This window comes from Paraburkholderia sejongensis, assembly GCF_020880815.1.
Taxonomy (GTDB): domain Bacteria; phylum Pseudomonadota; class Gammaproteobacteria; order Burkholderiales; family Burkholderiaceae; genus Paraburkholderia; species Paraburkholderia sejongensis.
Genome location: NZ_JAJITD010000008.1, coordinates 64,401 through 87,027 on the forward strand (window position 1 = coordinate 64,401; position 22,627 = coordinate 87,027).

Genomic DNA, 22,627 nt, shown 5'->3' on the forward strand with positions numbered 1-22,627 from the left:
CGCGGCGGCCCGTCAAGCGCCGAAACGGCTGCGATGCCGCTCGACAAGCCCTGAGCTACAATGGCCGACGCCTGGAACAACGGACTTTCGATGAAAATTCGGCTCCTCCCTTTCACCTGTACTGCGGCCTCTACTGCGGCCTGTACCGCGGCCTGTATCGTGAGCGCCGCCGCGCTGCTCGCGGGCTGCACGATTGCCACCCGCAACTCCAGCGCATGCGAGCAGTTGATGCGCGACAAGCTCGCCGATCCGGCGTTGGGAATGACGGCCGCTACACTGCGGGTCAGCCACCGGGGCGCCGCGATTCGCGGCTCGCGCGTGGTAGTCGAGGGGTCGATCCAGAAGCGGGTGAGTGTGCCGGACGCCGCCGCTTCGGACGCGCTCGCGGCTTCCGCGCCGCTGGCCGCGTCGGCGCCGCACGCGGCCTCGGAACTCGAAGCGGCGGCTAGCCATCCCGTGTCGAAGAAGATCGACACGCCGGCCGCGGCCGAATGCACGTTCAACGGCGAAACGCTCGACGTATTCCGTTGGCTCGCACCGGCGCAACTGGCCGCGCCGCTCGAGCAGGCGGCCAGCGAAGCGGGCTAGGCCCGCCGCGCGCTTGCCGCGTTCCGGTCACGCAAGCGCGCTGCGTTCCCGCTGCGTTCCCGCTGCGTTCCTCTCCCTCCTGACTCCACCGACCCACTTCAGAACGCGTAATACGGCCCGGCGCCCGCCGACGTATTGCGCGCCGCGATCGCCGTATACACCCGTTTGCCGTAGAAGAACGGCAGCCCCCAGCCGAAGCCCTGACTCGCGTTGCCGGCCAGATTGGCGAACGCGTTGTTCGCCGACGCGAACATCGTGCTCGAATTGCCGACCGTAAACGACACCGTGCTCGACACGCCGTTGGCGCCGGTGATCGTCGCGCTCAACGCCTGCGTCGTGCTCGGGCAGAACCAGAAGCCGCACAGCGGGAACTGTGTCGAGCGGAAGAACAGCCCGTTCGAGCCGCTGTCGAGATAGCTCAGCGCATAGGTCTGGCCGCCTGCGCTGGTCGTCACGTAGCCGGTCGCCGCATTCGCCTTGAGCACCGTCGAGCCGCTCAGCGTGTTGTTCGCCTGGGTGTCGATGCCGAAGATCAGCGAGCCCGCCACGCTGGGCGCGCCGCCATCCGCGACGGCCGGCAGATCGATCACGACGCCGTTGTTGTCGAGCGCGAAGCTGCTGACCGGGTTGGTCACCTGCTGCGCGAGCGGTTGCCGCGTCGCGGTGCAACTGCCGCCCGTCGTGCAGTTGTAGTACCAGCGCGGCAGCGCCGCGTTCGAGCAGCCGCTGCCGCAGTCGACCGGGAACAGACCGACGCCGAGGATCCCGTTCGAATGCAGGCTCGCGACGGTCAGCAGCGCCGGACCCGCGTTCGCGCAGTCGGTCGGCGCGGCGGGCAGCGCGCTGTCGGCGATCACGTGAATCGGAATCGACGCTGCCAGCTGGCCGGCGAGGCGCACGTCGGCGTTGCGCAGCGAGCCCCACGCGTAGCCGCTGCCGAACACCGCGCATTCGGCGCTGACGCCGCCGCCCGCCGCGATCGTCGGCAGCGACAGAGTCGCCGGCAGCGCCGACGCAAGGATGCGCAGGCCGTTCGAGCCGGTGTCGACCTGGATATCGTCGATCGTCGCGCAGTTGCTGGTGCCGGCCTCGCAGACGGTGACGCTGGTCGTCAGCATGTTGCGGGTGTTGCCGGGCGACACGCCGACCGCGATCGGCTGCACGTTGGCCACCGTCGATTGCGGCACGCTGGCGGGTTGGGTCGTGTTGGTTGCGCTGGTCGAGCCGGCGGAACCGGTGGAGCTGGGGCCGCCGGACGAAGGCGTGGAAGGCGTCGCACTCGTCGACGAGCTGCCGCCACCCCCGCCGCCGCATGCGGCGAGGGCCGCGCAGACGACGAGGAGCAGGGCGTGGAAACGCAGGGCGGATTTCATGGCGTGAGGACCGGTCGGATGCACGGAAGGGCGCGTGTGCCGGCGCGCGCACGACGCGACGGCACACGCGCGCGTGAGTTACTGGATGTCGTCGGCGCTCACGCCGGCCGGCAGCGCCGCCGGCAACCACGCCCGGCCGACGTAGCCGCGCATCGGCCCGCCGGACTCCACGATCACGTCGGAACGCGCGACCCGCGACGCATGCAGGTTGCCACTACCCGCCGCGGCGGCCGCGCCGGCCCGATAAGAATCCGCGTAGTTGCCGAGCAATGCGTGCAGGTCCGGCATCGTCGGGCCCTGCCATGCATAGGCGACGATCTGACCGGTACTGGTCGCGTATTCGTTGATCACGGTGGTGCCGGCGTCGGTCCACGTGCGCTCGCGCAGCGCGCCGTTGAGCACCGTATGCGGCGCGCTCGCGCCGGCCACGGCCCCGCTGGGCATCGCGCCGCCCAATTGCGCATGCGCGCTCACGCTCGCGCAGCAGGCGACCATCGCGAGCGCCGCGGCGCTCGCCGATCGATTGAAACAGTGCTTGTACATGTGGCTTGTCCTCGTCTGGCGGCCGGGCTTTATTGAGATAACGGATTGGTGAACCGCCCGGGTTTTTTAATTTTTCGTAGGCCGTGTTGGACACAGACCCCTGCACCTCGCAGCCGGGTGCCTGTCCGCGAAAAGCCCGTTCTGAAGCAGCTTCCGGCGAAGACCCGAGAACTTTCCCACGTCGATCGGGGACCGTCATTTTTTGTTGCATAACCGTCCGCCTTCGTCGAGGTCACTATGCGCTTGTCGGCAGCGGCGGCCTTCGGCTTTAGCGCGGGCAAACCCCAGTTTTTGCACACGCTTGCCCGGGACCGGTAAAATGTTGGGTTGATCCACGGAAACTTGCCGTGGCGTAGCGGAAGGATTCCCCGAACATGACTGATCTTCGTCTTACCAAGCGGTTTGCAGTATTGCTGATGGCGGGCGGGCTGGTCGCCGGCTGCGGCACCTCGTCGCCGACCAAAATCGACTACAAGAGCGACTCGAAGTCGAAGCAGGCATCGCTTGCCGTGCCGCCGAACATGATCGACGAGACGGCCGATCAGCGTTCGCTGCCGCCGCAGGGCGGCGAAACGTCGTTGTCCACGCTGAAGCAGGTACAGGCGCAGGCGCCGGCGGGCGACGCGGTGGCAGTCGTGCCGCAGGTTCAGGGCATGCATATCCAGCGCGACGGCACCGAAAGCTGGCTCGTGATCGACAACAAGGCGCCCGATCAGGCATGGCCGCAAATCCGCCGTTTCTGGCAGGAGCAGGGCTTCCTGCTGGTGGTCGACCAGCGCGACAAGGGCGTGATGGAAACCGACTGGAACGAAACCCACGCGCAGATCGACAACGGCTTTATCCGCAATACGTTGTCCAAGACGATGGGCAACAGCTACGTGACCTCGGAGCGCAACAAGTTCCGCACCCGTCTCGAAAAGTCGCCGAACGGCGGCACCTACGTGTTCGTCAGCCAGAAGGGCATGCGCGAGGCGATCACCGGCACCAACAAGGATTCGAGCGAATGGCAGCCGAAGCCGAACGACCCGGCGCTCGAGCAGGAATATCTGAAGCGGTTGATGGCCGCGCTCGCGCGCGCCGATGCGCGCTCGCAGGGCGACACGCAGAACGCGGAACTGTCGCCGGCCGGCGCGCAGATCGCGCCTGGCGCGGCGGGCGCCGGTGCAAAGTCGGCCGCGGCCGCGACCGCTGCGCAGAACGTCGCACTCGCGGCCCAGCAGCCGATGCCGGATGACGCGGCCCATACGTCCGCGCAGATGTCGTCGACCGAACTCACGCTCGGCGAGCCGTATGACCGCGCGTGGCTGCGCGTCGGACTCGCGCTCGACCGCAGCAACTTCACCGTCGACGATCGCGACGTGAGCCGTGGCCTGTACTTCGTGCGTTACGTCGATCCGAAGGATATGTCGTCGGCCGAGCAGGGCTTCTGGAGCCAGGTGTTTCACGGCAGGAAGGAAAAGGTCGCGAAACAGTATCGCGTGAACGTGCGCGCGGTGACGCCGAACGAGACCCGCGTCGCTATCGTCGACGACAAGGGGCAGGTCGACGAAAGCCCGCAGGCCAAGCAGATCCTGAGTCTGATGGTTTATCAGCTGCACTGATGCGCATTGATGCGTGAGCCTTGCGGCTCGCGCTGCTGCTTAAAAACAAAGCCCGGCCGAGCCGGGCTTTTTTTTCGTTCGCGCGCGGGTGGCGCAGACGTTGCACATGGGTTTTGCGTGCTGAAGACGCGCCCGGCCATCGCGCCCCGTGCGTCGGACGATCGTCGCGCCGAGCGGCTCTCCATCTACCGCCGACTATCCGCGCAAATTGCCTCAGCACGAGCGCACACGCGAGCCCGTGTAACGTGACGTTACCCCAGTGACGTAACTCGCCCGGACGCTCTCCGACCGCTCGGTCGGCGCGCTTTGCCGCTGCCCAACAAGAAATATCACAATAAAAATCAGTGGCTTGCAACCAATCCGCCGAGCTACGCGCTAACTGGCACACAAGCTGCTTTATAGGACTCATGGGGCCGGATGGGATGCCCGGCGAAGCCTGGCGGCCGGATCCCCAACTGCGTTTCCCTTCGCTAATGGCATAGGCCGAAGAGCCTGCGCCGAGCCGACAACGGCCGCGCGACGCGCGGCCCCGGTGGCCCCGTCGCCTATCCTCGTAGGGCGACGGTTTTTAGCCCGCACTCCAGCAGTGCGGGCTATTTTTTTGTGCGGTGGATTTTGCGCGCCTGCCGGCGCGGCAGACGTTCACGTATCCGCGCGGCGCGTGCCGAACCACGGCAAGCGCTTGACCACGCCGGTCGCGAGCGCGGTGCCGAGCAGAATCACCGCGCAGCCTGCGAGCATGCCGGGCGAGATCGCCTCGCCGAGAAACAGCGCGCCCCACAGAATGCCGAAGATCGGAATCACGAAGGTCACGGCAATCGCGCGTGCCGGGCCGGCCACCGCGATCAGATGGAAAAACAGCATGTACGCGACGCCGGTGCAGGCCACTCCGAGCGCGATCACCGCGCCCCAAGCGCGCGGCGAGATCGGCGCGGCGGGCCAGTAGATCACCGCGAGCGGCAGCAACACGAGCGTCGCGCCGAGCATCGTGCCGGTCGCGACGGTCAGCGCGTCGACGCCGGTCAGGTAGCGCTTGGTGTAGTTGGCGGCGATCCCGTACAGCAGCGTCGCGGCGAGCGCGGCGCCGGCCGCGAGCGCGATGGTCAAGGGCGCCGCCGCCGAGCCGGCCGGCGCCGAGATCTGATCCCACACCAGCATCAGCACGCCGAGAAAACCGACTGCGAGCCCGAGCGTGCGCAGCGCGCTCAATTTGTCGCGCAGCCACAGGAAGGCGACTAGCGCGCCCCACAGCGGCGCGCTCGCATTGATCACCGAGGTCGCGCCGGCCGACAGCGTCAGCTCCGCATACGCGAACAGGCAGAACGGCGCGGCCGAATTGAGGATGCCGACCACCAGCAACGGCAGCGCGCGGCTGCGCAGCAAGGCCGCGGACTGCCGCAGCGGGCGTCGCGCGATCAGGACCACGGCGAGAAACAGCGCGCCGATTCCGACGCGCAGCGCCATCAGCGGAGCGACGCCGAAGTCGCTGACGCCGACGCGGATGAACAGGAACGACGCGCCCCACAGGGCGGCGAGAATCAGGAGTTGCAGCAGGTTTTTGGGGTTCATTGGACAGGCGCCGCGCGCGATTGAGTCGGGACGCCAGCGCATCGTAGCAGCGCAATCGCGCGAGACGTTTCAGCGTGCGATGAAACGGCAAGATACGGGAGATGGCGGCGTCCGGTGGGGTCGATCGTAAGCGTCGCGAGGGCGCGCGCAAAACGAGCAATTCTCACCCGTATGTGAGAAAAATTGCGATCAGACCCGGGGCGGCATTGTAGACGGTGCCGCGCTGCCGGTGGGGCAGCGCGGGCTTGACGTGTGCGCGGCGCGTGACTGCCGCGTGACGCCGCAGCCAATCAAAGCGGATGATCGACGCGCAGCCTCAATGCGGAATCATCCACTGCAGGAAATTCTGCTGCGCCCACACGAGCAGACCGAGCAGCACCGTCAGCAGAATCGAGTGCTTGAAGGTCTTCGCGAACACCACGCCTTCCTTGCCCTTGAGCTCGGTGGTGGCGACGCCGGTCGAGATGTTCTGCGGCGAGATCATCTTGCCCATCACGCCGCCCGACGAATTGGTCGCCGCCATCAGCACCGGGTTCAGGTTCAGCTGTTTGGCCGCCACCACCTGCAGGTTGCCGAACAGCGCGTTGCCCGACGTGTCGCTGCCCGACAGGAACACCGCGACCCAGCCGAGGAACGCCGACACCAGCGGAAACACCGGCCCGACCGACGCGACCCCGAGCCCGAGCGTATAGGTGAGTCCCGAGTAATTCATCAGATACGCGAGGCCGACGATCGTCGCGACGGTCAGAATCGCGATGCGCGTCTGCTCCCACGTGTCGGCGATCGCGCGGCCGAACTCGGCGACGCTCAGCCGCACGACCAGCGCGGTGATGATCGCGGCGACCAGAATCGCGGTGCCGGTCGCGAGCGGCTGGAAGTCCCACACCGCGGCGTACGGCGTGTTGTACAGCGTGATGAAGACGGCCTTGTCGAGCCCCGGCCACGGCACCTTGATGTTGCCGATCGTAAAGATCCGCGCGACCGTCCAGATGATCACGACGACCGAGACGATGATCCATGGATACCAGCCCTGCACGCCGCCGATGCGGCCGCGGGTATCGCCGGTCCGCTCGACGTCGACCGCGAATTGCGGATCGGCGGCCGGTTTCCACACGCGCAGAAACGCGACGGTGAGAATCAGCGACACCAGCGACGACAGCACGTCGGTCAAGCTGTAGTTGACGAAGTTCGACACGACGAACTGGGTCAGCGCGAAGCTCAGCCCCGACACCAGCAGCACCGGCCAGATCCGCAGCATGTTGCGAAAGCCCGCGTACACGCCGATCACATAGAACGGCAGCAGCACCGCGAAGAACGGTAACTGCCGGCCGACCATTTTGCCGAGCAGATCCGACGGCAGATGGGTGACTGCGCCGAGCACGGTGATCGGCACGCCGAGCGCACCGAACGCGACCGGCGCGGTGTTGAAAATCAGCGTGAAGGTGAGCGCCTCGAGGGTCGGAAAGCCGAGCAGGATCAGCAGCGAACTGGTGATCGCGACCGGCGTGCCGAAGCCCGAAATCCCTTCGAGCAGCGCGCCGAACGAAAAGCCGACCACCACCAGCACGATGCGCCGGTCGTTGGGCAGGTTCTCGATCATCCACACACGGAATGCTTCGAAGCGTCCCGAGCGTTGCGCGATGTTGTACAGCAGGATCGCGGTGAACACGATCCACATCACCGGCCAGCACGCGAACACCGCGCCGGCCGCGACCGAGTTGAACGCGAGTCCCACCGGAAATTGCCAGACGAAAATCGCCACCACCAGACCGATGATCAGCCCCGCGAGCGACGCCTGCCACGCGGGTCGACGGGCCCAGCCGAGTAGCGCGAGCACCGCGATGATCGGCAGCGCCGCGACCATAAACGACGCGAGCAGCGAATTGCCGACCGGAGTGAGTAGTTGATGGAACATCACGTCTCCTTCGTTGTTGTTCGGATCGACGCGGCGGGACTGCGCAAAAAGGGCGCGTCGCGGTAAGCGGGCGGACGCGCGCCGGAGAACTCGATGAAGCGGGTGCCGCGGCAGTTAAGCGGTTGCTGCATGAGGCTTTCCAAGAATAGGGCGCAATGCCGGCGAGTCAAGCCGGGAAAGTACGAGCGCGGCGCGCGCCGCCGAGGGCGGGCGGCGTCGCGTCGCGCTGATCGATGAGCAAGACAGGCGCCTGAGCGAGCGGCAGCTCGCGCGCTGGCGTCAATGCCAGTGGCCGTGTCCGTGCCCGCCCCAATGTCCACCCCAATAGCCGCCGATACCGATCGCGATCGACGGACCGTACCAGCCGGGATAGCCGTAGTAGGCCGGATAGGGATAGACAGGCGGCGGGTAGTAAGCGGGATAGACGGGCGGCGCCACATAGACGGGTGGCGCGGCGACCGCATAAGTGGGCGCGCCGTCCTGCGCGGTGCCCGGCGCCGAGGTTTGTCCCTGGACCTGCGCTTGAGCCTGCTGCGGATCGGCCGGCTGGGCGGCCACCGTCGAGTAATACGACGTGTAATAGCCGGACGGATAGTAACTGGCCGGGTAGTAATAACAGCCGGACAACGCGATGGCGCCGCCGACGACTACCCACATCGCGCGAGTGGGACGTGCGGATGCACGGACAGAGCGGATGGAGCGGAGCGGAACGCGTGAATGCTGGAGAAAGTGCGCGCGAGCGGCGCGGCAAGGATGAACGACGCGTGAATTCATGGCGCGCTCCCGGGGACTCGATACCGCGTGGCGCGGCATCACTGTGGAGAGCTTACGCTTTTGCGGCGCGAATGCAGTGGCGAAACCGTAACGGCTTATTGCGGTCCGACAGATGCGCGGTCCGACAGATGTGAAGGCAGAAACAAGGCACGGCGGTTTGCGCCGCGCTGGGTAGTCTGAAAATTTGCTTCGGGATCCTGTGTGAATCGACGGGCGCGTTCAACATCGCGCGTGAACAGGTTCACGCGCGATGCGCGCGCTTACTTGCCGACCTGGTTACCGATGATGCCGCCCGCCGCCGCGCCGCCCAGCGTCGACAGTGCATTGCCGCCGATCGCCGCGCCCGCGGCGCCGCCCACGCCCGCGCCGATGGCCGTGTCGCGTTGACGTCGGGTCATGCCGTCGCAAGCCGACAGACTGACCACAAGGGTCGCGATGGTGGCGAGCGTACCGAGATGACGGATCGTTTTCATGATGCTGACTCCGTTTGTAGTTGACCACGTTTGATCAAGCGAATTGACGTAGGCGCGAGCGGCGTAATTCACGACGACGCACTCGTTTCGCTCCTTTGCATTTGATCGTAGCCGCGAACGCCGTATCCAGATGTATGCGCTTGTCAGCGCGGCGCCGCTTTGGTAATCAAATGTTTCCTATGCTTTAGCAGGTCGCGTGCCTGCTCTACGTGGCATCACGTGCGCGGCGCAAATAAAAAAGCCCGCCATGCCGGCGGGCTTCGATGCCGCGATGCTCCTGATGCAAGCGATGCAAGCGATGCGCAAGGGATTCGATGCGACGTGAAGCGTTACTGCCGCTGATAAATCTCCGCGCCCTGCTTGATGAACTCGATCGACTTCACTTCCATCCCTTTCTTCAGCGCTTCATCGTCGCTCATCCCCTGTTGCGCGGCGAACTCGCGCACGTCCTGGGTAATCTTCATCGAGCAGAAATGCGGCCCGCACATCGAGCAGAAATGCGCGACCTTCGCCGAGTCCTTAGGCAGCGTTTCGTCGTGGAATTCGCGCGCCTTGTCCGGGTCGAGGCCGAGATTGAACTGGTCCTCCCAGCGAAATTCGAAGCGCGCCTTGCTCAACGCGTTGTCGCGTACCTGCGCGCCCGGGTGACCCTTCGCGAGGTCGGCCGCGTGCGCGGCGAGCTTGTACGTGATGATGCCGGTCTTCACGTCGTCCTTGTTCGGCAGTCCGAGGTGTTCCTTCGGCGTCACGTAGCACAGCATCGCGGTGCCGAACCAGCCGATCATCGCCGCGCCGATGCCCGATGTGATGTGGTCGTAGCCGGGCGCGATGTCGGTGGTGAGCGGCCCGAGCGTGTAGAACGGCGCCTCGTCGCACCAGTCGAGCTGCAGGTCCATGTTCTCCTTGATCAGTTGCATCGGCACGTGACCCGGACCTTCGATCATCACCTGTACGTCATGCTTCCATGCGATCTGCGTGAGTTCGCCGAGCGTCTTCAGCTCGCCGAGCTGCGCTTCGTCGTTGGCGTCGTAGATCGAGCCGGGGCGCAGGCCGTCGCCGAGCGAGAAGGCCACGTCGTACGCCTTCATGATTTCGCAGATCTCTTCGAAATGCTCGTACAGGAAGCTTTCCTTGTGATGCGCGAGACACCACTTGGCCATGATCGAGCCGCCGCGCGACACGATGCCGGTCATCCGGTTCGCGGTCAGCGGCACGTATTGCAGGCGCACGCCCGCGTGGATCGTGAAGTAGTCGACGCCTTGCTCGGCCTGCTCGATCAGCGTGTCGCGGAAGATTTCCCAGGTCAGGTCTTCAGCCTTGCCGTTGACCTTTTCGAGCGCCTGATAGATCGGCACCGTGCCGATCGGCACCGGGCTGTTGCGGATGATCCATTCGCGGGTTTCGTGGATGTGCTTGCCGGTCGACAGATCCATCACCGTGTCGCCGCCCCAGCGGATCGCCCACGTCATCTTGTCGACTTCCTCGCCGATCGACGAGGTCACCGCCGAGTTGCCGATGTTCGCGTTGATCTTCACGAGGAAGTTGCGGCCGATGATCATCGGCTCGCTTTCCGGGTGATTGATGTTGTTCGGGATGATCGCGCGGCCGCGCGCGACTTCCTCGCGCACGAATTCGGCGGTGATCCCGGCAACGCCGTTCGGGCCGAACGCGCTCGCGCCGAACGCCTGGCCCGGATGCTGGCGGCCCATCATCGCGGCGAGTTTGGTGCCGTTCGGACCGCTCGCTTTCAGGCTCTCCAGATACTCGGCGCGGCGCTGGTTCTCGCGGATCGCGATGTATTCCATTTCCGGCGTGACGATGCCCTGTCTCGCGTAGTGCATCTGCGTGACGTTCTTGCCGGCCTTCGCGCGGCGCGGCGTGCGATGCAGGCCCGGGAAGCGCAATTGCGCGGTGGCCGGGTCGGCGGCGCGCTCGCGGCTGAAGCTGCTCGACAGACCGCTGAGCGGCTCAGTGTCGCCGCGCTCTTCGATCCACGCCTGACGCAGCGCCGGCAGACCGGCGCGGATGTCGATCTTCGCGTCCGGGTCCGAGTAGGGGCCCGACGTGTCATACACGTAAATCGGCGGATTCTTTTCGCCGCCGAAGCCGTCGGGCGTGTCGGCCTGCGAGATTTCGCGCATCGGCACGCGGATGTCGGGACGCGAGCCGGTCACGTAGACCTTGCGCGAATTGGGCAACGGCGCGACGGCCGCCTCGTCCACGTGGGCTTCGGCGGAAATGAATTTCGGATTGGCGTTCATGCGTGTCTCCATACAAAGCAATGTGGGGCGGCTAAGCAGGAGACGAGACGGAAGTAGCCGGAGATCGCGTGAGAGATGAGGCGGGTGAGGCTGGAGTGCGAAATCCGTACGCTTCCCTGCGCTGGCATTATCCAGATCAGGTTCAAAGGGTATTTCTCACCCACGTGGCACGGACCTCCAGCTCCGCGCTACGCAGGACCCCCGCGTTAGCAGCGCACACAATACACTGCCTGCCCGCTATTTGGCAACCTGTCCGCTTGTGGACTCGATCACACGTTCGGCCGCGTCAGGATTCGTTCTATGCTGCTCGGGACAGGACCGGTCGGCGGGCTTACGGCGCAGCAACAGACGGCTTACAGCGTGAAGTCGTCGGCGGCTTCCGGCTGATACAGGATCTTGTTCACCTTGAGCACCTTCTGCGTGCCGCTCGGCGGCGTAAAGCGGATGTTCTCGCCGCGCCGCGCACCAAGCAGCGCGAGGCCGGCCGGCGAGAACACGTTCAGGCGTCCCTGCGCGAAGTCGGCGTTGGGCGGATAGACGACGGTCCACGTCATCTGCTCGCCGCTCGCCGTATCGATCAGGGTTGCTTGCGAGTTCATCGTGACGACGTCGGCGGGGATCTCGTGCGAGTCGACGATCACCGCGCGTTCGAGCACGTCGTCGAGCATGTCCTGCAGTTTCGCGTTGGCGGCTGCGTGTTTTTCGAGACGGGCGACGTCGAGTTCGGTCAGGTAGCAGGCTTTGGTTTTCTTCACGATGAGTACTCCGGATCAATCTGTGAGGGAAGGACACGCGTAGCAATACGCGCGGCGCGATCTGCGAATGGGGGCAGCCAGGGGGCGAACGAAGCGGGCCCGGAGCCCGGCGACGCGGCCCCGGATCAGCGATGGGCTACGTCAGTGCGGGCGCCGGGCGGCGTGAAGCGGGAGCGTTCGGGACGCCCCGGCGCGGCTGTGCGGCGCGCCGGCCGCACGTGCGCCGACGCTTGCGCGGCAGCGGCGCAGGCGGGCGAGAGCACGGAATGTCAGTCGGCGCATAGGCGTTAGGGACAGGACGAACAGGGTGGGAAAGGGGGCGCGGCGAACGGCAGCGAAGAGCATCGCAGCGATGCGGCAATCGTGAAACGAAAGCTTGATGTTAGCACGCTGTCGCGCGCTTCTGTCTCGCGCTTATGTCTCGCGATCACGCGTGCCCCGCCGCATGCGGTTCGCGCGAGCGGGGAAGCCGGCAAATGATGCGCGATGCGTTCAAGCCTGTCGAAAAAGCGTCGTTAATCAGTATGTGGCGAAGGGCGCCGCTTCGCGCAGCGATTCGCGCGATGGCGCGTGAATGGAGTGTGTATGGCGCGTGAGTAGCGCGTGAGCAGCGTGTAAATGGCGCGAGGCGACTCGCGCCGACTGACAGAGAGGGGTGCGCATGAAAACAAAAGGAATGCAGTTGCGAAGCGCCGCTCATGCGGCGGTACTGGCGGCCTTGCTCGCGGCGCCGCTGGCGGCATCGGCGGCGGGGGCCAATGGCGGGGTGATCCGGTTCGTCGGGGCGATCGTCGCGCCGCCGCTGCAGATCCGCACCGCTGCGCTGCCGATGTCGGGCGGTATCGCGAGTGCGACGGGGCAGGGCTTTGCGCGTACGGTGACGTTCAGCGCGCCGCCGGGAGCGGCCGGCGGCGCGGATGTCGCGCTGGAGGTCGACGGCAAAGCGCCGCCGGCCGAGCGGGTAACGGCGCGCTTCGTCGACGGCAACGGCCGGGTCGGTGCGGCCCGCAACGGCCACTACCCGGTCAATCGCAGCGGCGGCGTGCTGTCGCTTAACGCAAAGCGCACCGATGTCGATACACGCGTGACGTTGGTGGTCAGCTACGAGTGAGCGGCAGTTTCAGGTTGGAGAGCGGACGGCGGCTCGATTGGCGGCCGCAAAACGCGAAGCGCTGGCGCATGCGTGATCGCTCCCCAAGTGCTTAGCGATCCTGCCGATCCCGGGCCACGCCGGGCAATCCAGCCCGCCGGAAAACGCCGGACCTCGAAGTAATTCGCAAGTCATTTGAAGCCGCGGCTCAGTCCCCGGCTTTTCTGTTGCAAGTACGCTAAAAAGTTACGATTCTCCCGCCCGGCGCATTGGGCGCTTACTGCATAATGCGAAGCCGCGCGGCGGCGTTTCTCGCCAGGCCGCGCGGCGGCGTTCCGTATGCCGGCGCGCGTCGCGCCGGCACCGCATCGGGTCGTTTTGACCGATCCGGCGTCGGCGCCGCTTTCGGCGCGGCCCGCGCCTTTCACGTCTTCCCGTTCCAGCACCATGCCCGCCAGCTTCGCCCGTCAGACCGCATCGCCGATGCGGTGTCCGCCGTCCCGCCCCGGTGGCGTTTGCACAGGCGCGCCGCGCTGCGCGCGTTCGATCATGCGCAAACTTGCGCGCGCGAGCCGGGCGGACTGAACGCATGTCGCTGCAATCGCCTGATTTTCTGCCGGACTGGCTGCGCCTGCCGCGCTCGCGCAACAGCCAGATCGCGCTTGCGCTCGCCGTCGTCTATTTCGTGTGGGGCTCGACCTATCTCGGCGTGCATGTCGCGCTCGGTTCGTTTCCGCCGCTATTGATGTCGGGGCTGCGCAACCTGTTCGCCGGCCTCGGACTGTTCGCGTTCGCGGTGCGGCGCAAGCCGGTCTGGCCGAGCGTCGCCGAAGTGCGCAACGCCGGCCTCGTCGGCACGATGTTGGTGGGCCTGTCGAGCGGCATGCTCGCGTACGGGATGCGCACGGTCGGCACCGGCACCGCAGCCGTGATGGTCGCGACCGTGCCGCTGTTCGCGACTGTGATCGCGGCGCTCGCCGGCCGCAAGATCGGCCGCGGCGAATGGGTCGCGGTCGGGCTCGGGCTGGTCGGCATCGCGATTCTCAGTCACGGCGACAACACCCCGGGCTCGGCCGGCGGCAGTCTGGCGATTCTGTGCGGCGCGCTGTTCTGGGCCGGCGGCGCGCAACTGGCCGCGCAACTGAAGCTGCCGTCGGATCTGTTTCTGTCGACCGCGCTGCAGATCGGCCTGGGCGGCGCGATATCGACGGTGCTCGCGTTGATCTCCGGCGAGCGGATGCTCGAACTGCATTTCCTGCCGGTGCTAGCGTTTTTGTATCTGGTGCTGATCGGTTCGATGGCCGCGTATGTCGCGTACGGCTTTCTGATCCGTCATACCAGCCCGATCATCGCGAGCAGTTGCATGTACGTGAATCCGCTCGTCGCGGTCGCGCTCGGCGCGCTGTTGCTCGGCGAACAGGTCACCCGCTATACGGTGATCGCGACGCTCGTAATTTTGCTGAGCGTCGGTTTGTCTTTCTGGTTCGATTACCGGAAGAAGGGCAGCGCGTAGAAAGTCAGCGGCGCGGCCTTCGTCAAAGTCTCGCCGCGAGTTCCGCGCCTTCGCGAATCGCGCGCTTCGCATCGAGTTCGGTCGCGAGCTTCGCGCCGCCGATCACATGAAAGCGTGGACCGCCGGCGCGCCCGCCGCCGGTCGCGGGCAGCAACTCAAGCTGCGACTCCTGCCCCGCGCAGACGACGATCGTATCGACGTCGAGCCATTGCTCGACACCGTCGCGCGCGATGCGCAGACCGCGCGCACCGATCTCGCGATACTCGACGCCGCCGAGCATCTGCACACCGTTTCTGGCCAGCGTCGCGCGATGCACCCAGCCCGAAGTCTTGCCGAGCCCCGCGCCGAGCTTGCCGGGCTTGCGCTGCAACAGCCAGATCTGCCGCGGCGGTCGCGCGGGCGACGGCGGTTTCAGTCCACCGCGCTCGCGCACCGCGAGGTCGACGCCCCATTCGTCGAGCCACGTATCGCGCGGCACCGGCAACGGCTCGCCCGCGCGATGCAGCAGAAACTCGCTGACGTCGAAGCCGATTCCGCCCGCGCCGATCACCGCGACCCGTGCGCCGACCGGCGCGCCGCGCAGCACGTCGACATACGACAGCACGTTGGGCCCGTCGATCCCGGCGATCGCCGGCCGGCGCGGCACGATGCCGGTCGCGACGATCGCGTCATCGAACCCGCCGGCCGCGAGCAGCGCAGCATCGACGCGGGTGCCGAGCCGCACGTCGACGTGATGGCGCTGCAACTGGCTGCGGAAATAGCGGATCGTTTCGCTGAACTCTTCCTTGCCCGGCACCCGCATCGCGAGATTGAACTGGCCGCCGAGCGTGTCGCTCGCTTCGAAAAGCGTCACCCGATGACCGCGCGCGGCGGCCACTGTCGCCGCCGATAACCCGGCCGGCCCCGCGCCGACCACCGCGATTGAGCGCGCGGCCTGCGCATGCGCGAGCGGCCGGTAGACGAGTTCGGTCTCGCGGCCCGCGCGCGGATTGACGAGGCAGCTCGCGCGCTGGTTCTTGAACGTGTGATCGAGGCAGGCCTGATTGCAGGCGATGCAGGTGTTGATTTCGTGCGCGCGTCCCTCGGCGACCTTCAGCACGAACTCGGGGTCGGCCAGCAGCGGCCGCGCCATCGACACCAGATCGGCCGCGCCGTCGGCGATCAGCGTGTCGCCGATCTCCGGCGTGTTGATGCGGTTCGACGCGATCACCGGCACATTGACCGCGGCCTTCAGGCGCGCGCTGAGCGCGACGAACGCGGCGCGCGGCACCGAGGTCACGATGGTCGGCACCCGCGCCTCGTGCCAGCCGATCCCGCTATTGAAGATCGTCACGCCGGCTGCTTCGAGCGCTTGCGCGACCTGCACGGTTTCGTCCCACGTATTGCCGCCTTCGACCAGATCGATCAGCGACAGCCGGTACACGACGATAAAGCGCTCGCCGCACACTTGCCGCACCCGTTCGACGATTTCGCGCGCGAGCCGCATCCGGTTCTCGAGGCTGCCGCCGTACTCGTCGGTGCGCTGGTTGGTGCGCGGACACAGGAACTGGTTCAGCAGATAACCTTCGCTGCCCATGATCTCGACGCCGTCGTAGCCGGCGCGCTGCGCGAGGCGCGCGCAGCGCGCATAAGCACGCACGGTCCTCGCGATGCCGGCGACGCTCAACGCGCGCGGCCTGAACTTCGAGATCGGCGACTTCAACCTCGATGCCGACACCACGAACGGCTGATAGCCATAGCGTCCCGCATGCAGGATCTGCAGCGCGATCTTGCCGCCTTCGGCATGCACCGCTTCGGTCAGCAGCCGGTGATTGCGCAGATCGAATACCGAGTTCAGCGTGCCGCCGAACGGCAGCAGCCAGCCCTCGCGATTGGGCGAGATGCCGCCGGTAATGATCAGACCGACGCCGCCCTTGGCGCGCTCGCGAAAGTACGCGGCCAGTTGCGGGTAATGCCAGAAGCGGTCTTCCATGCCGGTGTGCATCGAACCCATCACGACGCGATTGCGCAGCCGCGTGAAGCCGAGATCGAGCTCGGCGAGTAAGTGTTGGTAAGACATGCGAAAGCCGTGTAAGGAAGGAAGCCGCTCGAACGATACACCGCGCGCGCGTGCCTGACGGCCGAGGAAAAATTCTAAATCGCGGCCCGGTGCTGCCGCGCGAGAGCTTCGTGCGGCTCGCAAGTCCCTGGCATTGTCGCGGCACATGCATTGCTATTTGCGAGCATCCACCGCCACGGTGCTCGCCTTAACCAATGCATGGCGCGCGCTCCGGTTCGGATGGGGGAGGGCAGCCGCGAGCTTCGCGGCGGCAGTCCGCATATCAATAGGCAAGGGCGTCAAGCCCGACATCGACACAGGTGAACATAATGAAAGCGATCCGAACCATCGCGGCAGTGGTTGCAGCCGCATCGATTCTCAGCGCGTGCGGCGGCGGTAGCAGCGATGCCGGCAAGGAGCTTGGGCTGACCAATCCGCAGATCCACTTCATTCACGCGATTCCGGGCGGCCCGGCGGTCGACTTCCTCGTCAACGGCAGCGCGCCGTCCGGGCAGACCAACATCGCGTACAAGGGGGTGACCAATCTCACCAACATCAACACCGGTTCGACCACCGTCGCGTACGCGGCCACCGGTTCGACGACCGCGCTCGCCAGCGGCACGTTCCCGAACGTCGCGAAAGGCCATGAATACACGGTGCTCGCGTTACCCGGACTGAGCGCGCCCGACATCGACCTGATCGACGATCCGTTCGACAAGGGCCTGCTGACCAACGATGCGCGCGTGCGCAGCTTCAATGCGTCGGCCAATGCGAGCAATCTCGATCTCTACCTCGTGCAGGCAGGCACCACCGACGTGTCGAACGTGTCGCCGACGCTGGCCGGCGTGTCGTTCAAGAATGCGGTGCCGGCGAGCGGCCAGGATTCGATCTACGTGTCGGGCGGGCAGTACGTGCTGATCGCGACCGTGTCCGGCAACAAGACGCCGATCTTCCGGTCGGCCGCGTTCTCGCTTGCGAATAACGCGGACTGGCTGATTACGTCGGTGCCGATCGGCGGCGCGTTGAGCCAGCTGCTGCCGGGGCAGATCCATCTGCTGATCGCGCAGAACGGCAACACCAGCACGCCGAGCATCGAGTTGACGAATGCGCTGACCGGGCAGTGACGGCGGCGCATAGCGGGGGGTGACGGCGCGGGCACTCACGAGGTGCCCGCCGCGGCGCGTGCGGGGTTGGTGCGCACGCGCTGCCGATAACAAGGACTGCGCAATAGCAGGCGCTGGAAGGGCAGAACGGCGACACCGCGAAAGCGGGTCGCCGTTCTGTTTTCATTTCCGACTTTCTGTCGTGAGTCAACGCCGCGCATGAACGCCGCGCACGAAAAAGCCCGCCGCGGTTTCCCGCGGCGGGCGCCTGGCAATCCTGCGTAAAACCCGGTGACGACGGGCGCGGCTCGCGTGCCCGCTGCGCCGTTGTTTCGTCTCTTATTTCGCGTTTTATTTCGCCTTTTCCGCCGAGTTCGTCAACGCGTTGCCGCCCTTCGAAATATCCTCACCGGCGCCGGCCATCGTGTTGCAACCGGTGGCCAGCACGGCGGTTCCTGCAAGCAGAAGCACAGCGATCAGTCGAGTCATGAAAGTTCTCCTTGTCGAGAATGCATCGGTTGATGTCGTCCGACCGGGGACATGCCAGTCGATCAGGTTTCCATCCGGTCTCGAACCGGCCTGATTGCATGGTAAAAAAAGGGCGGAGGCGGCGCTGTCGGCGGCGCCGCGATTTTGTTGTAGGCGCACTCCGGTGTTGGCGTCGGCGTCGTCCTACAGCGGGTCGCATCGGGGCGCCGGGCAGCGTTGCTACAGCGGGTTTTGCGACGCTGTGGGAGGCACCGCGGGCGGTATTTCCTGCCGCACATCGACCGATGGCGTCGCGGTGCTCGCGCTCGGCATCACGACATCGATATCGGTGCCGTTGTGCGGGCCGCGGCGAATCTCGAAGCGCCCGCCGTGCGCGGCGACGCGTTGGCGCATTCCGAGCAGCCCATGCGTGTGGGTGCGTTTCAGATCGGCCGGCATGATGCCCACGCCGTTGTCGGCGATATGCAGCGCGACCTCGCCGTCGTCGACGCGCAACGCAATCGACACCTTCGACGCCCGCGCATATTTCGCCGCATTTGTCAGGGACTCCTGAGCGACCCGAAAGAGCGCGATCTCGGTCTGCTCGTCGAGCTGGATGTCGTCGGCCGGCAGGTGCAGTTCGAGCGCCCAGCCGTTGCGCTGCGCGGCTTCGTCGGCGAGCGTGCGCAGCGCGGTGACGAGTCCGAAGTTGGCGAGCACGGTCGGACGCATGTCTTCGATGATGCGGCGCTTCAGCGCGATCCCCTGGTCGAGATTGGCGAGCGCGCGCTGGAGCTTGTCGGCGAGTTCGGGTTCGCTGTCCTTCAATTTGCGGCGTGCCCACGCGACGTCCATCCGGCACGCGGTCAGAATCGCGCCGAGTTCGTCGTGCAGCTCGCGCGCGAGCTGGGTTTTTTCGTTTTCGCTGACCGCCTGCAGATGCCAGCCGAGCGCTTCAAGCTGGCGGGTGCGCTCATTGACCAGCTGATCCAGTTCTTCCTGCTGCGTGATCAGCTGCCGTTGCGCGCGCGCCTGCCGGTCGATCTGGATGCCGAGATTGCGAAACAGCAGGATGAACAGCACGATGTTCAACGCGGACAAACCGGCCGCGCACAGCGTCGAGAGCCGCTGATCGGCGCGGCTCGCGGCCAGCGCGTGCTGCGCGCGCCGCTCTTCGTTGTCGCGCAGCAGCGTGAGCGTGCTGTCGATCAGCGACGCGTCGGCCGGATTCACACTGGCGGCCTCGCCGCATGCGCGCAGTTCGAGCGGGTGGGGCGCCGCGTGCTGCAGCGCGGCGGCGCCCGCGCCGATGCGCGCGTCGATGAGCGCGAGGATCTGCGTGAAGCTGGCGAGCTCAGCGTTGTCCGCGCGGCCGCCGCGGTAGAAGCGCTCCAGTTGCCGGGTGTTGTCGCGAATGCGCGCGGCGCTCGCGCAGAACGCCTGCGCGGCGACGTCGTCCTTCGTCAGAAGAAACTGGTTCTGGTGCGCGTCGAGGCGCGCTAGCTCGCTCGCGAGCGTGCTCAGTTGCACGGTCACGTCGCGCGCTTCCAGCGCGGTTTCATATTCGGCGGTGATGCGCTGGCGCGCGGTCTCGAGAATCACCAGACCGCCGACGGTAATCACGATCGCGACCGTCATCGCGATCGCCCAGCTGCGGTTGCGCATCCAGTCGGCGAGTCGCGCGGCGCTCGTAGCGCTGCGCACTTCCGGCAGGTTCTGCACGTTCGACACGTTCGACTCCTTGGCGAGGATTGCGGCGTAACGCCGTTGTAATCCGATGTAAGCGGATTCTCACACGAAAAACGGCGAGCGTCGGAATGCGCGCGCCGCGCTGCATCGATAGCATGGACCCGATCGTTCAATCAATGTTTCGGGAGGCAACCATGTTGAAGTGGGCACTGATCTTCGCGGTCGTCGCCGTGATTGCCGGCGTTCTCGGCTTCACCGGGATCGCCGCCGGCGCCGCGGCCATCGCGAAGTTCCTGTTCTTCGTCTTCGTCGTGCTGTGCGTGGTGTTCCTCGTGCTCGGCTTCGTGGTGACGAAGAAAATGATCGATTAGCGACGCGGCTTTGCTCGTTGCCATCGCAAGCCGATAACAAAGGGAGAAATGCCATGCTTCACTATGCCATTGTGTTTTTTGTGATTGCAATTATCGCCGCGGTGTTCGGCTTTACCGGCATCGCGGCCGGCGCGGCCGAGATCGCGAAGGTCCTGTTCTATATCTTCCTCGTCGTGTTCGTGGTCACGTTGTTGCTCGGCGTGTTCCGAACGTAGCGATAACAAGCCGGCGCCGCGCGCAGTACTCGCGAAGTACGCGGAACGCCAACAGTTTTCACCCGTGCGCCAGGCGCGATTCGTGCTGGTGCGCGGGTTCCCCCAATACGGTTCAAGGAGAAGTTCGATGACGAAGCAATCTGACGCCCAGGCGGGCGGTTCGTTTTCGATGGATCTGCAGAAGATTCGCGACGACGCGCGCAAGCACATGTCCGATGGTCCGGTGACCGCAACCTACGGCGCCCACCGCGAGACGGTGCTCAAGCTGCTCAACGATGCACTTGCCACCGAAATCGTCTGCACGCTGCGCTACAAGCGGCATTACTTCATGGCGAAGGGCATCAATTCCGAGGCGGTGGCGGCGGAATTCGCCGAGCATGCGAGCGAGGAGCAGGAGCATGCGGACCGGCTCGCCGAACGGATCGTGCAGTTGGGCGGCGAGCCCGATTTCGCGCCGGACGGCATCAAGGGCCGCGCGCATTCCGAGTACAAGGAAGGCACCGACCTGACCGACATGATCCGCGAGAACCTCATTGCGGAGCGCATCGCGATCGATACGTATCGCGAGATCATTCGCTATCTGGGAGACAAGGACGTGACCACGCGGCGGCTGTTCGAGGAGATCCTCGCGGTCGAGGAAGAGCATGCGGACGATATGGCCGACCTGCTCGAAGGGCGCGAATAACGCACGCTCACGCCGCGAGCGGTGGTGAAGCGGCGGCGACCCGCGCCGCGCGGGCGTGGCGCGGCTCATTACAATATCGGCTTCGGAGCGACGCTCTTTGCACGGACACCCAACCGATGATTCGAGTGCTGATAGCTGACGATCACGCGATCGTTCGAGGCGGTTTCAGACAGTTCGTCGCCGACGAGCCGGATATGTGCGTCGCCGCGGAGGCGGCCACCGGCGAGGAGGCGATCAGTCTCGTGCGCGAGCAGGCGTTCGACGTGGTGCTGCTCGACATCGCGATGCCGGACAAGAACGGTATCGACACGCTGCGCGTGATCAAGCAGGTGCGTCCCGAGCAGGGCGTGCTGATTCTGTCCGGCTACCCGGAAAGCCAGTACGCGATCAACCTGCTGCGCGCCGGGGCGAACGGCTATCTGAACAAGGATTGCGAGCCCGACGAAATCGTCCGCGCGATCCGCTCGGTTGCGCGCGGGCATCGCTATCTGTCGGAGGCGGTCGCCGACACGCTCGCCGACAATCTCGACAAACCCGCCGCGGGCCGGCCGCATGAAGCGTTGTCGGAGCGTGAATTCCAGATCTTCTGCAAGCTCGCGGCCGGGCAATTGCCGACCGAAATCGCCGAGGAACTGCATCTGTCGGTGAAGACCATCAGCACGTATCGCGCGCGCGTGCTCGAGAAGATGCGTCTGACGAACAACGCGGACCTCACCTATTACGCGATCAAGAACGGTTTGATCGAATGATGGACGAGCGAGACACGCCGATGAACAGCGAACCGAACCCTGTCGATGGATCAGCCGCTCACGCGCCGCTGCGCGTGCTGCTGATCGAGGATTCGCCGCTGATTCGGCGCTCTCTCGTGGAGGCGATCGATTCGTCGGGATTGTTGCAGGTGGCCGCGTATGCCGATTCGGCCGAGCAGGCGATCGCGCTGCTGGACGCCGAAGCGTTCGACGCGGTGATCGTCGATCTGCAACTGAAACAGGGCTCGGGGGTGCCGGTGCTCGCGTATCTACAACGCGAGGGATTGATCGATTCGATGTTCGCGGCGGTGCTGACCAATCACGCGCTGCCCGCGTATCGTGCGCGTTGCGAGCAGTACGGGGTGCGCCACTTTTACGACAAGTCGTTCGAGTTCGACCGGGTGCTCGACGCGTTGCATGAGTATGCGCAGGAGCGCGGGGGCGGCAGGTGAGTGCTGCGGCTGGTGGTTAGTCGCGCTGCCATGCGCCGCGCTGCATTGCTTCTTCGAGCATGCCGAGCGTGAGTTCGCGGCCCCTCGAATAGTTCGCGCGCTGTGGCGCTGAACGGCGACTTCAGCGCGGCCGCGACGGCATCGCGCTTTCGCATGCTGGCGGTGGGAACGTAGTAGCTGACGTCGAAATCGCGCAGGTCCACCTGGAAGCGCTCGGCCCATGCCTGCATCACCTCGACGATTCTTGGCGGTTCCCAATCGAGATCGTGATACAGATCCATCTCGCGGCTTAGTTCTTCGTCGAGAGAGAAGAGAGAAGGGCCGCGCATTTCGCGGATGAATTGTTCGAGATCAGGCCATGTGTCGTTCATCGAAGTTCCTCGCTATGGCCTGGCATTGCGA

General features: G+C 65.7%; 23 protein-coding genes and 1 riboswitch. Of the genes, 10 read left to right on the forward strand and 13 right to left on the reverse strand.

Annotation, left to right across the window (positions count from 1 at the left end; translation table 11 throughout):
• Positions 1-90: 90 nt before the first annotated feature.
• Entirely contained in the window at positions 91-588 is a 498-nt protein-coding gene (locus LJ656_RS17090) for a hypothetical protein (RefSeq protein ID WP_230510575.1), read from the forward strand.
• Positions 589-686: 98 nt separating this feature from the next.
• On the opposite strand, the gene LJ656_RS17095 is transcribed toward LJ656_RS17090, so the two are convergent.
• Both LJ656_RS17095 and LJ656_RS17100 read right to left on the reverse strand, forming a co-directional pair.
• Complete coding sequence (locus LJ656_RS17095; protein WP_230510576.1) at positions 687-1,961, reverse strand: DUF3443 domain-containing protein; 1,275 nt, start codon at positions 1,959-1,961, stop codon at positions 687-689.
• A 78-nt stretch (positions 1,962-2,039) separates the two neighbouring features.
• The gene (locus LJ656_RS17100; RefSeq protein ID WP_425605958.1) at positions 2,040-2,456 is read right to left on the reverse strand and encodes a DUF2844 domain-containing protein; all 417 of its coding nucleotides are present in this window, start codon (positions 2,454-2,456) and stop codon (positions 2,040-2,042) included.
• Between the two features lie 422 nt (positions 2,457-2,878).
• Between LJ656_RS17100 and bamC the strand changes: the two genes are divergently transcribed.
• The gene (bamC, locus tag LJ656_RS17105; RefSeq protein WP_230510578.1) at positions 2,879-4,105 is read left to right on the forward strand and encodes an NlpB/DapX family lipoprotein; all 1,227 of its coding nucleotides are present in this window, start codon (positions 2,879-2,881) and stop codon (positions 4,103-4,105) included.
• Between the two features lie 642 nt (positions 4,106-4,747).
• Here bamC and LJ656_RS17110 read toward each other — a convergent pair.
• The 6 genes from LJ656_RS17110 to LJ656_RS17135 all read right to left on the reverse strand — a co-directional run bounded on the left by LJ656_RS17110 (position 4,748) and on the right by LJ656_RS17135 (position 11,852).
• Positions 4,748-5,674: a DMT family transporter gene (locus LJ656_RS17110; protein WP_230510579.1), complete on the reverse strand. Its 927-nt coding sequence runs from the start codon at positions 5,672-5,674 to the stop codon at positions 4,748-4,750.
• Between the two features lie 316 nt (positions 5,675-5,990).
• A complete protein-coding gene (locus LJ656_RS17115) occupies positions 5,991-7,589 on the reverse strand; it encodes an L-lactate permease (protein WP_230510580.1) in 1,599 nt (532 codons plus the stop codon).
• A 279-nt stretch (positions 7,590-7,868) separates the two neighbouring features.
• Positions 7,869-8,246 (reverse strand): hypothetical protein, encoded by a 378-nt coding sequence (locus LJ656_RS17120; protein ID WP_230510581.1) that lies wholly within the window; start codon positions 8,244-8,246, stop codon positions 7,869-7,871.
• Positions 8,247-8,623: 377 nt separating this feature from the next.
• Positions 8,624-8,836, reverse strand: coding sequence for a glycine zipper 2TM domain-containing protein (locus LJ656_RS17125; protein ID WP_230510582.1), 213 nt, complete (start codon positions 8,834-8,836; stop codon positions 8,624-8,626).
• A gap of 329 nt (positions 8,837-9,165) precedes the next feature.
• Entirely contained in the window at positions 9,166-11,097 is a 1,932-nt protein-coding gene (gene thiC, locus LJ656_RS17130) for a phosphomethylpyrimidine synthase ThiC (RefSeq protein WP_230510583.1), read from the reverse strand.
• A 95-nt stretch (positions 11,098-11,192) separates the two neighbouring features.
• Positions 11,193-11,310: riboswitch (TPP riboswitch) on the reverse strand.
• Between the two features lie 140 nt (positions 11,311-11,450).
• The gene (locus tag LJ656_RS17135) at positions 11,451-11,852 is read right to left on the reverse strand and encodes a GreA/GreB family elongation factor (RefSeq protein ID WP_230510584.1); all 402 of its coding nucleotides are present in this window, start codon (positions 11,850-11,852) and stop codon (positions 11,451-11,453) included.
• Positions 11,853-12,513: 661 nt separating this feature from the next.
• Here LJ656_RS17135 and LJ656_RS17140 point away from each other — a divergent pair.
• Positions 12,514-12,963 carry a hypothetical protein gene (locus tag LJ656_RS17140; RefSeq protein WP_230510585.1) on the forward strand — a complete coding sequence of 150 codons (450 nt, stop codon included), beginning with the start codon at positions 12,514-12,516 and terminating at the stop codon, positions 12,961-12,963.
• 170 nt (positions 12,964-13,133) lie between these two features.
• On the opposite strand, the gene LJ656_RS17145 is transcribed toward LJ656_RS17140, so the two are convergent.
• Positions 13,134-13,391 (reverse strand): hypothetical protein, encoded by a 258-nt coding sequence (locus LJ656_RS17145; protein WP_230510586.1) that lies wholly within the window; start codon positions 13,389-13,391, stop codon positions 13,134-13,136.
• Between the two features lie 140 nt (positions 13,392-13,531).
• Between LJ656_RS17145 and LJ656_RS17150 the strand changes: the two genes are divergently transcribed.
• A complete protein-coding gene (locus LJ656_RS17150) occupies positions 13,532-14,455 on the forward strand; it encodes an EamA family transporter (RefSeq protein ID WP_230510587.1) in 924 nt (307 codons plus the stop codon).
• A gap of 22 nt (positions 14,456-14,477) precedes the next feature.
• Here LJ656_RS17150 and LJ656_RS17155 read toward each other — a convergent pair whose 3' ends face one another.
• Entirely contained in the window at positions 14,478-16,514 is a 2,037-nt protein-coding gene (locus LJ656_RS17155; RefSeq protein ID WP_230510588.1) for an NADPH-dependent 2,4-dienoyl-CoA reductase, read from the reverse strand.
• 308 nt (positions 16,515-16,822) lie between these two features.
• Here LJ656_RS17155 and LJ656_RS17160 point away from each other — a divergent pair, with 308 nt between their 5' ends.
• A complete protein-coding gene (locus tag LJ656_RS17160) occupies positions 16,823-17,617 on the forward strand; it encodes a DUF4397 domain-containing protein (RefSeq protein ID WP_230510589.1) in 795 nt (264 codons plus the stop codon).
• A 330-nt stretch (positions 17,618-17,947) separates the two neighbouring features.
• On the opposite strand, the gene LJ656_RS17165 is transcribed toward LJ656_RS17160, so the two are convergent.
• Together LJ656_RS17165 and LJ656_RS17170 are read right to left on the reverse strand one after the other, a co-directional pair.
• Positions 17,948-18,085, reverse strand: coding sequence for an entericidin A/B family lipoprotein (locus tag LJ656_RS17165; protein ID WP_075301481.1), 138 nt, complete (start codon positions 18,083-18,085; stop codon positions 17,948-17,950).
• 219 nt (positions 18,086-18,304) lie between these two features.
• Positions 18,305-19,795 (reverse strand): sensor histidine kinase, encoded by a 1,491-nt coding sequence (locus tag LJ656_RS17170; protein WP_425605949.1) that lies wholly within the window; start codon positions 19,793-19,795, stop codon positions 18,305-18,307.
• Between the two features lie 152 nt (positions 19,796-19,947).
• On the opposite strand from LJ656_RS17170, the gene LJ656_RS17175 reads away from it, so the two are divergent.
• The 5 genes from LJ656_RS17175 (at position 19,948) to LJ656_RS17195 (ending at position 22,225) form a co-directional block, all read left to right on the forward strand.
• The gene (locus tag LJ656_RS17175; RefSeq protein ID WP_230510590.1) at positions 19,948-20,124 is read left to right on the forward strand and encodes a DUF1328 family protein; all 177 of its coding nucleotides are present in this window, start codon (positions 19,948-19,950) and stop codon (positions 20,122-20,124) included.
• Positions 20,125-20,177: 53 nt separating this feature from the next.
• Positions 20,178-20,339 carry a DUF1328 domain-containing protein gene (locus LJ656_RS17180; RefSeq protein ID WP_230510591.1) on the forward strand — a complete coding sequence of 54 codons (162 nt, stop codon included), beginning with the start codon at positions 20,178-20,180 and terminating at the stop codon, positions 20,337-20,339.
• A 127-nt stretch (positions 20,340-20,466) separates the two neighbouring features.
• Positions 20,467-21,024 (forward strand): ferritin-like domain-containing protein, encoded by a 558-nt coding sequence (locus LJ656_RS17185; protein WP_230510592.1) that lies wholly within the window; start codon positions 20,467-20,469, stop codon positions 21,022-21,024.
• A gap of 116 nt (positions 21,025-21,140) precedes the next feature.
• Positions 21,141-21,773, forward strand: coding sequence for a response regulator (locus LJ656_RS17190; protein WP_230510593.1), 633 nt, complete (start codon positions 21,141-21,143; stop codon positions 21,771-21,773).
• A gap of 20 nt (positions 21,774-21,793) precedes the next feature.
• Positions 21,794-22,225: a response regulator gene (locus LJ656_RS17195; RefSeq protein ID WP_230510594.1), complete on the forward strand. Its 432-nt coding sequence runs from the start codon at positions 21,794-21,796 to the stop codon at positions 22,223-22,225.
• Here the strand turns inward: LJ656_RS17195 and LJ656_RS17200 are convergent.
• Positions 22,147-22,596 carry a DUF1493 family protein gene (locus LJ656_RS17200; protein WP_230510595.1) on the reverse strand — a complete coding sequence of 150 codons (450 nt, stop codon included), beginning with the start codon at positions 22,594-22,596 and terminating at the stop codon, positions 22,147-22,149. The genes LJ656_RS17195 and LJ656_RS17200 overlap by 79 nt on opposite strands.
• Positions 22,597-22,627: the final 31 nt, after the last annotated feature.

Excerpts from the sequence above, each read along its gene's own strand:
- LJ656_RS17120 (WP_230510581.1), bottom strand. The coding sequence starts at position 8,246 with ATGTGGGTAGTCGTCGGCGGCGCCATCGCGTTGTCCGGCTGTTATTAC.
- LJ656_RS17100 (WP_425605958.1), bottom strand. The coding sequence starts at position 2,456 with ATGGTCGCCTGCTGCGCGAGCGTGAGCGCGCATGCGCAATTGGGCGGC.
- LJ656_RS17125 (WP_230510582.1), bottom strand. The coding sequence starts at position 8,836 with ATGAAAACGATCCGTCATCTCGGTACGCTCGCCACCATCGCGACCCTT.
- LJ656_RS17175 (WP_230510590.1), top strand. The coding sequence starts at position 19,948 with ATGTTGAAGTGGGCACTGATCTTCGCGGTCGTCGCCGTGATTGCCGGC.
- LJ656_RS17110 (WP_230510579.1), bottom strand. The coding sequence starts at position 5,674 with ATGAACCCCAAAAACCTGCTGCAACTCCTGATTCTCGCCGCCCTGTGG.
- LJ656_RS17195 (WP_230510594.1), top strand. The coding sequence starts at position 21,794 with ATGAACAGCGAACCGAACCCTGTCGATGGATCAGCCGCTCACGCGCCG.
- LJ656_RS17140 (WP_230510585.1), top strand. The coding sequence starts at position 12,514 with ATGAAAACAAAAGGAATGCAGTTGCGAAGCGCCGCTCATGCGGCGGTA.
- LJ656_RS17095 (WP_230510576.1), bottom strand. The coding sequence starts at position 1,961 with ATGAAATCCGCCCTGCGTTTCCACGCCCTGCTCCTCGTCGTCTGCGCG.
- LJ656_RS17090 (WP_230510575.1), top strand. The coding sequence starts at position 91 with ATGAAAATTCGGCTCCTCCCTTTCACCTGTACTGCGGCCTCTACTGCG.
- LJ656_RS17200 (WP_230510595.1), bottom strand. The coding sequence starts at position 22,596 with ATGAACGACACATGGCCTGATCTCGAACAATTCATCCGCGAAATGCGC.
- LJ656_RS17160 (WP_230510589.1), top strand. The coding sequence starts at position 16,823 with ATGAAAGCGATCCGAACCATCGCGGCAGTGGTTGCAGCCGCATCGATT.
- LJ656_RS17180 (WP_230510591.1), top strand. The coding sequence starts at position 20,178 with ATGCTTCACTATGCCATTGTGTTTTTTGTGATTGCAATTATCGCCGCG.
- LJ656_RS17190 (WP_230510593.1), top strand. The coding sequence starts at position 21,141 with ATGATTCGAGTGCTGATAGCTGACGATCACGCGATCGTTCGAGGCGGT.
- bamC (WP_230510578.1), top strand. The coding sequence starts at position 2,879 with ATGACTGATCTTCGTCTTACCAAGCGGTTTGCAGTATTGCTGATGGCG.
- LJ656_RS17185 (WP_230510592.1), top strand. The coding sequence starts at position 20,467 with ATGACGAAGCAATCTGACGCCCAGGCGGGCGGTTCGTTTTCGATGGAT.
- LJ656_RS17115 (WP_230510580.1), bottom strand. The coding sequence starts at position 7,589 with ATGTTCCATCAACTACTCACTCCGGTCGGCAATTCGCTGCTCGCGTCG.
- thiC (WP_230510583.1), bottom strand. The coding sequence starts at position 11,097 with ATGAACGCCAATCCGAAATTCATTTCCGCCGAAGCCCACGTGGACGAG.
- LJ656_RS17155 (WP_230510588.1), bottom strand. The coding sequence starts at position 16,514 with ATGTCTTACCAACACTTACTCGCCGAGCTCGATCTCGGCTTCACGCGG.
- LJ656_RS17145 (WP_230510586.1), bottom strand. The coding sequence starts at position 13,391 with ATGGTGCTGGAACGGGAAGACGTGAAAGGCGCGGGCCGCGCCGAAAGC.
- LJ656_RS17150 (WP_230510587.1), top strand. The coding sequence starts at position 13,532 with ATGTCGCTGCAATCGCCTGATTTTCTGCCGGACTGGCTGCGCCTGCCG.
- LJ656_RS17165 (WP_075301481.1), bottom strand. The coding sequence starts at position 18,085 with ATGACTCGACTGATCGCTGTGCTTCTGCTTGCAGGAACCGCCGTGCTG.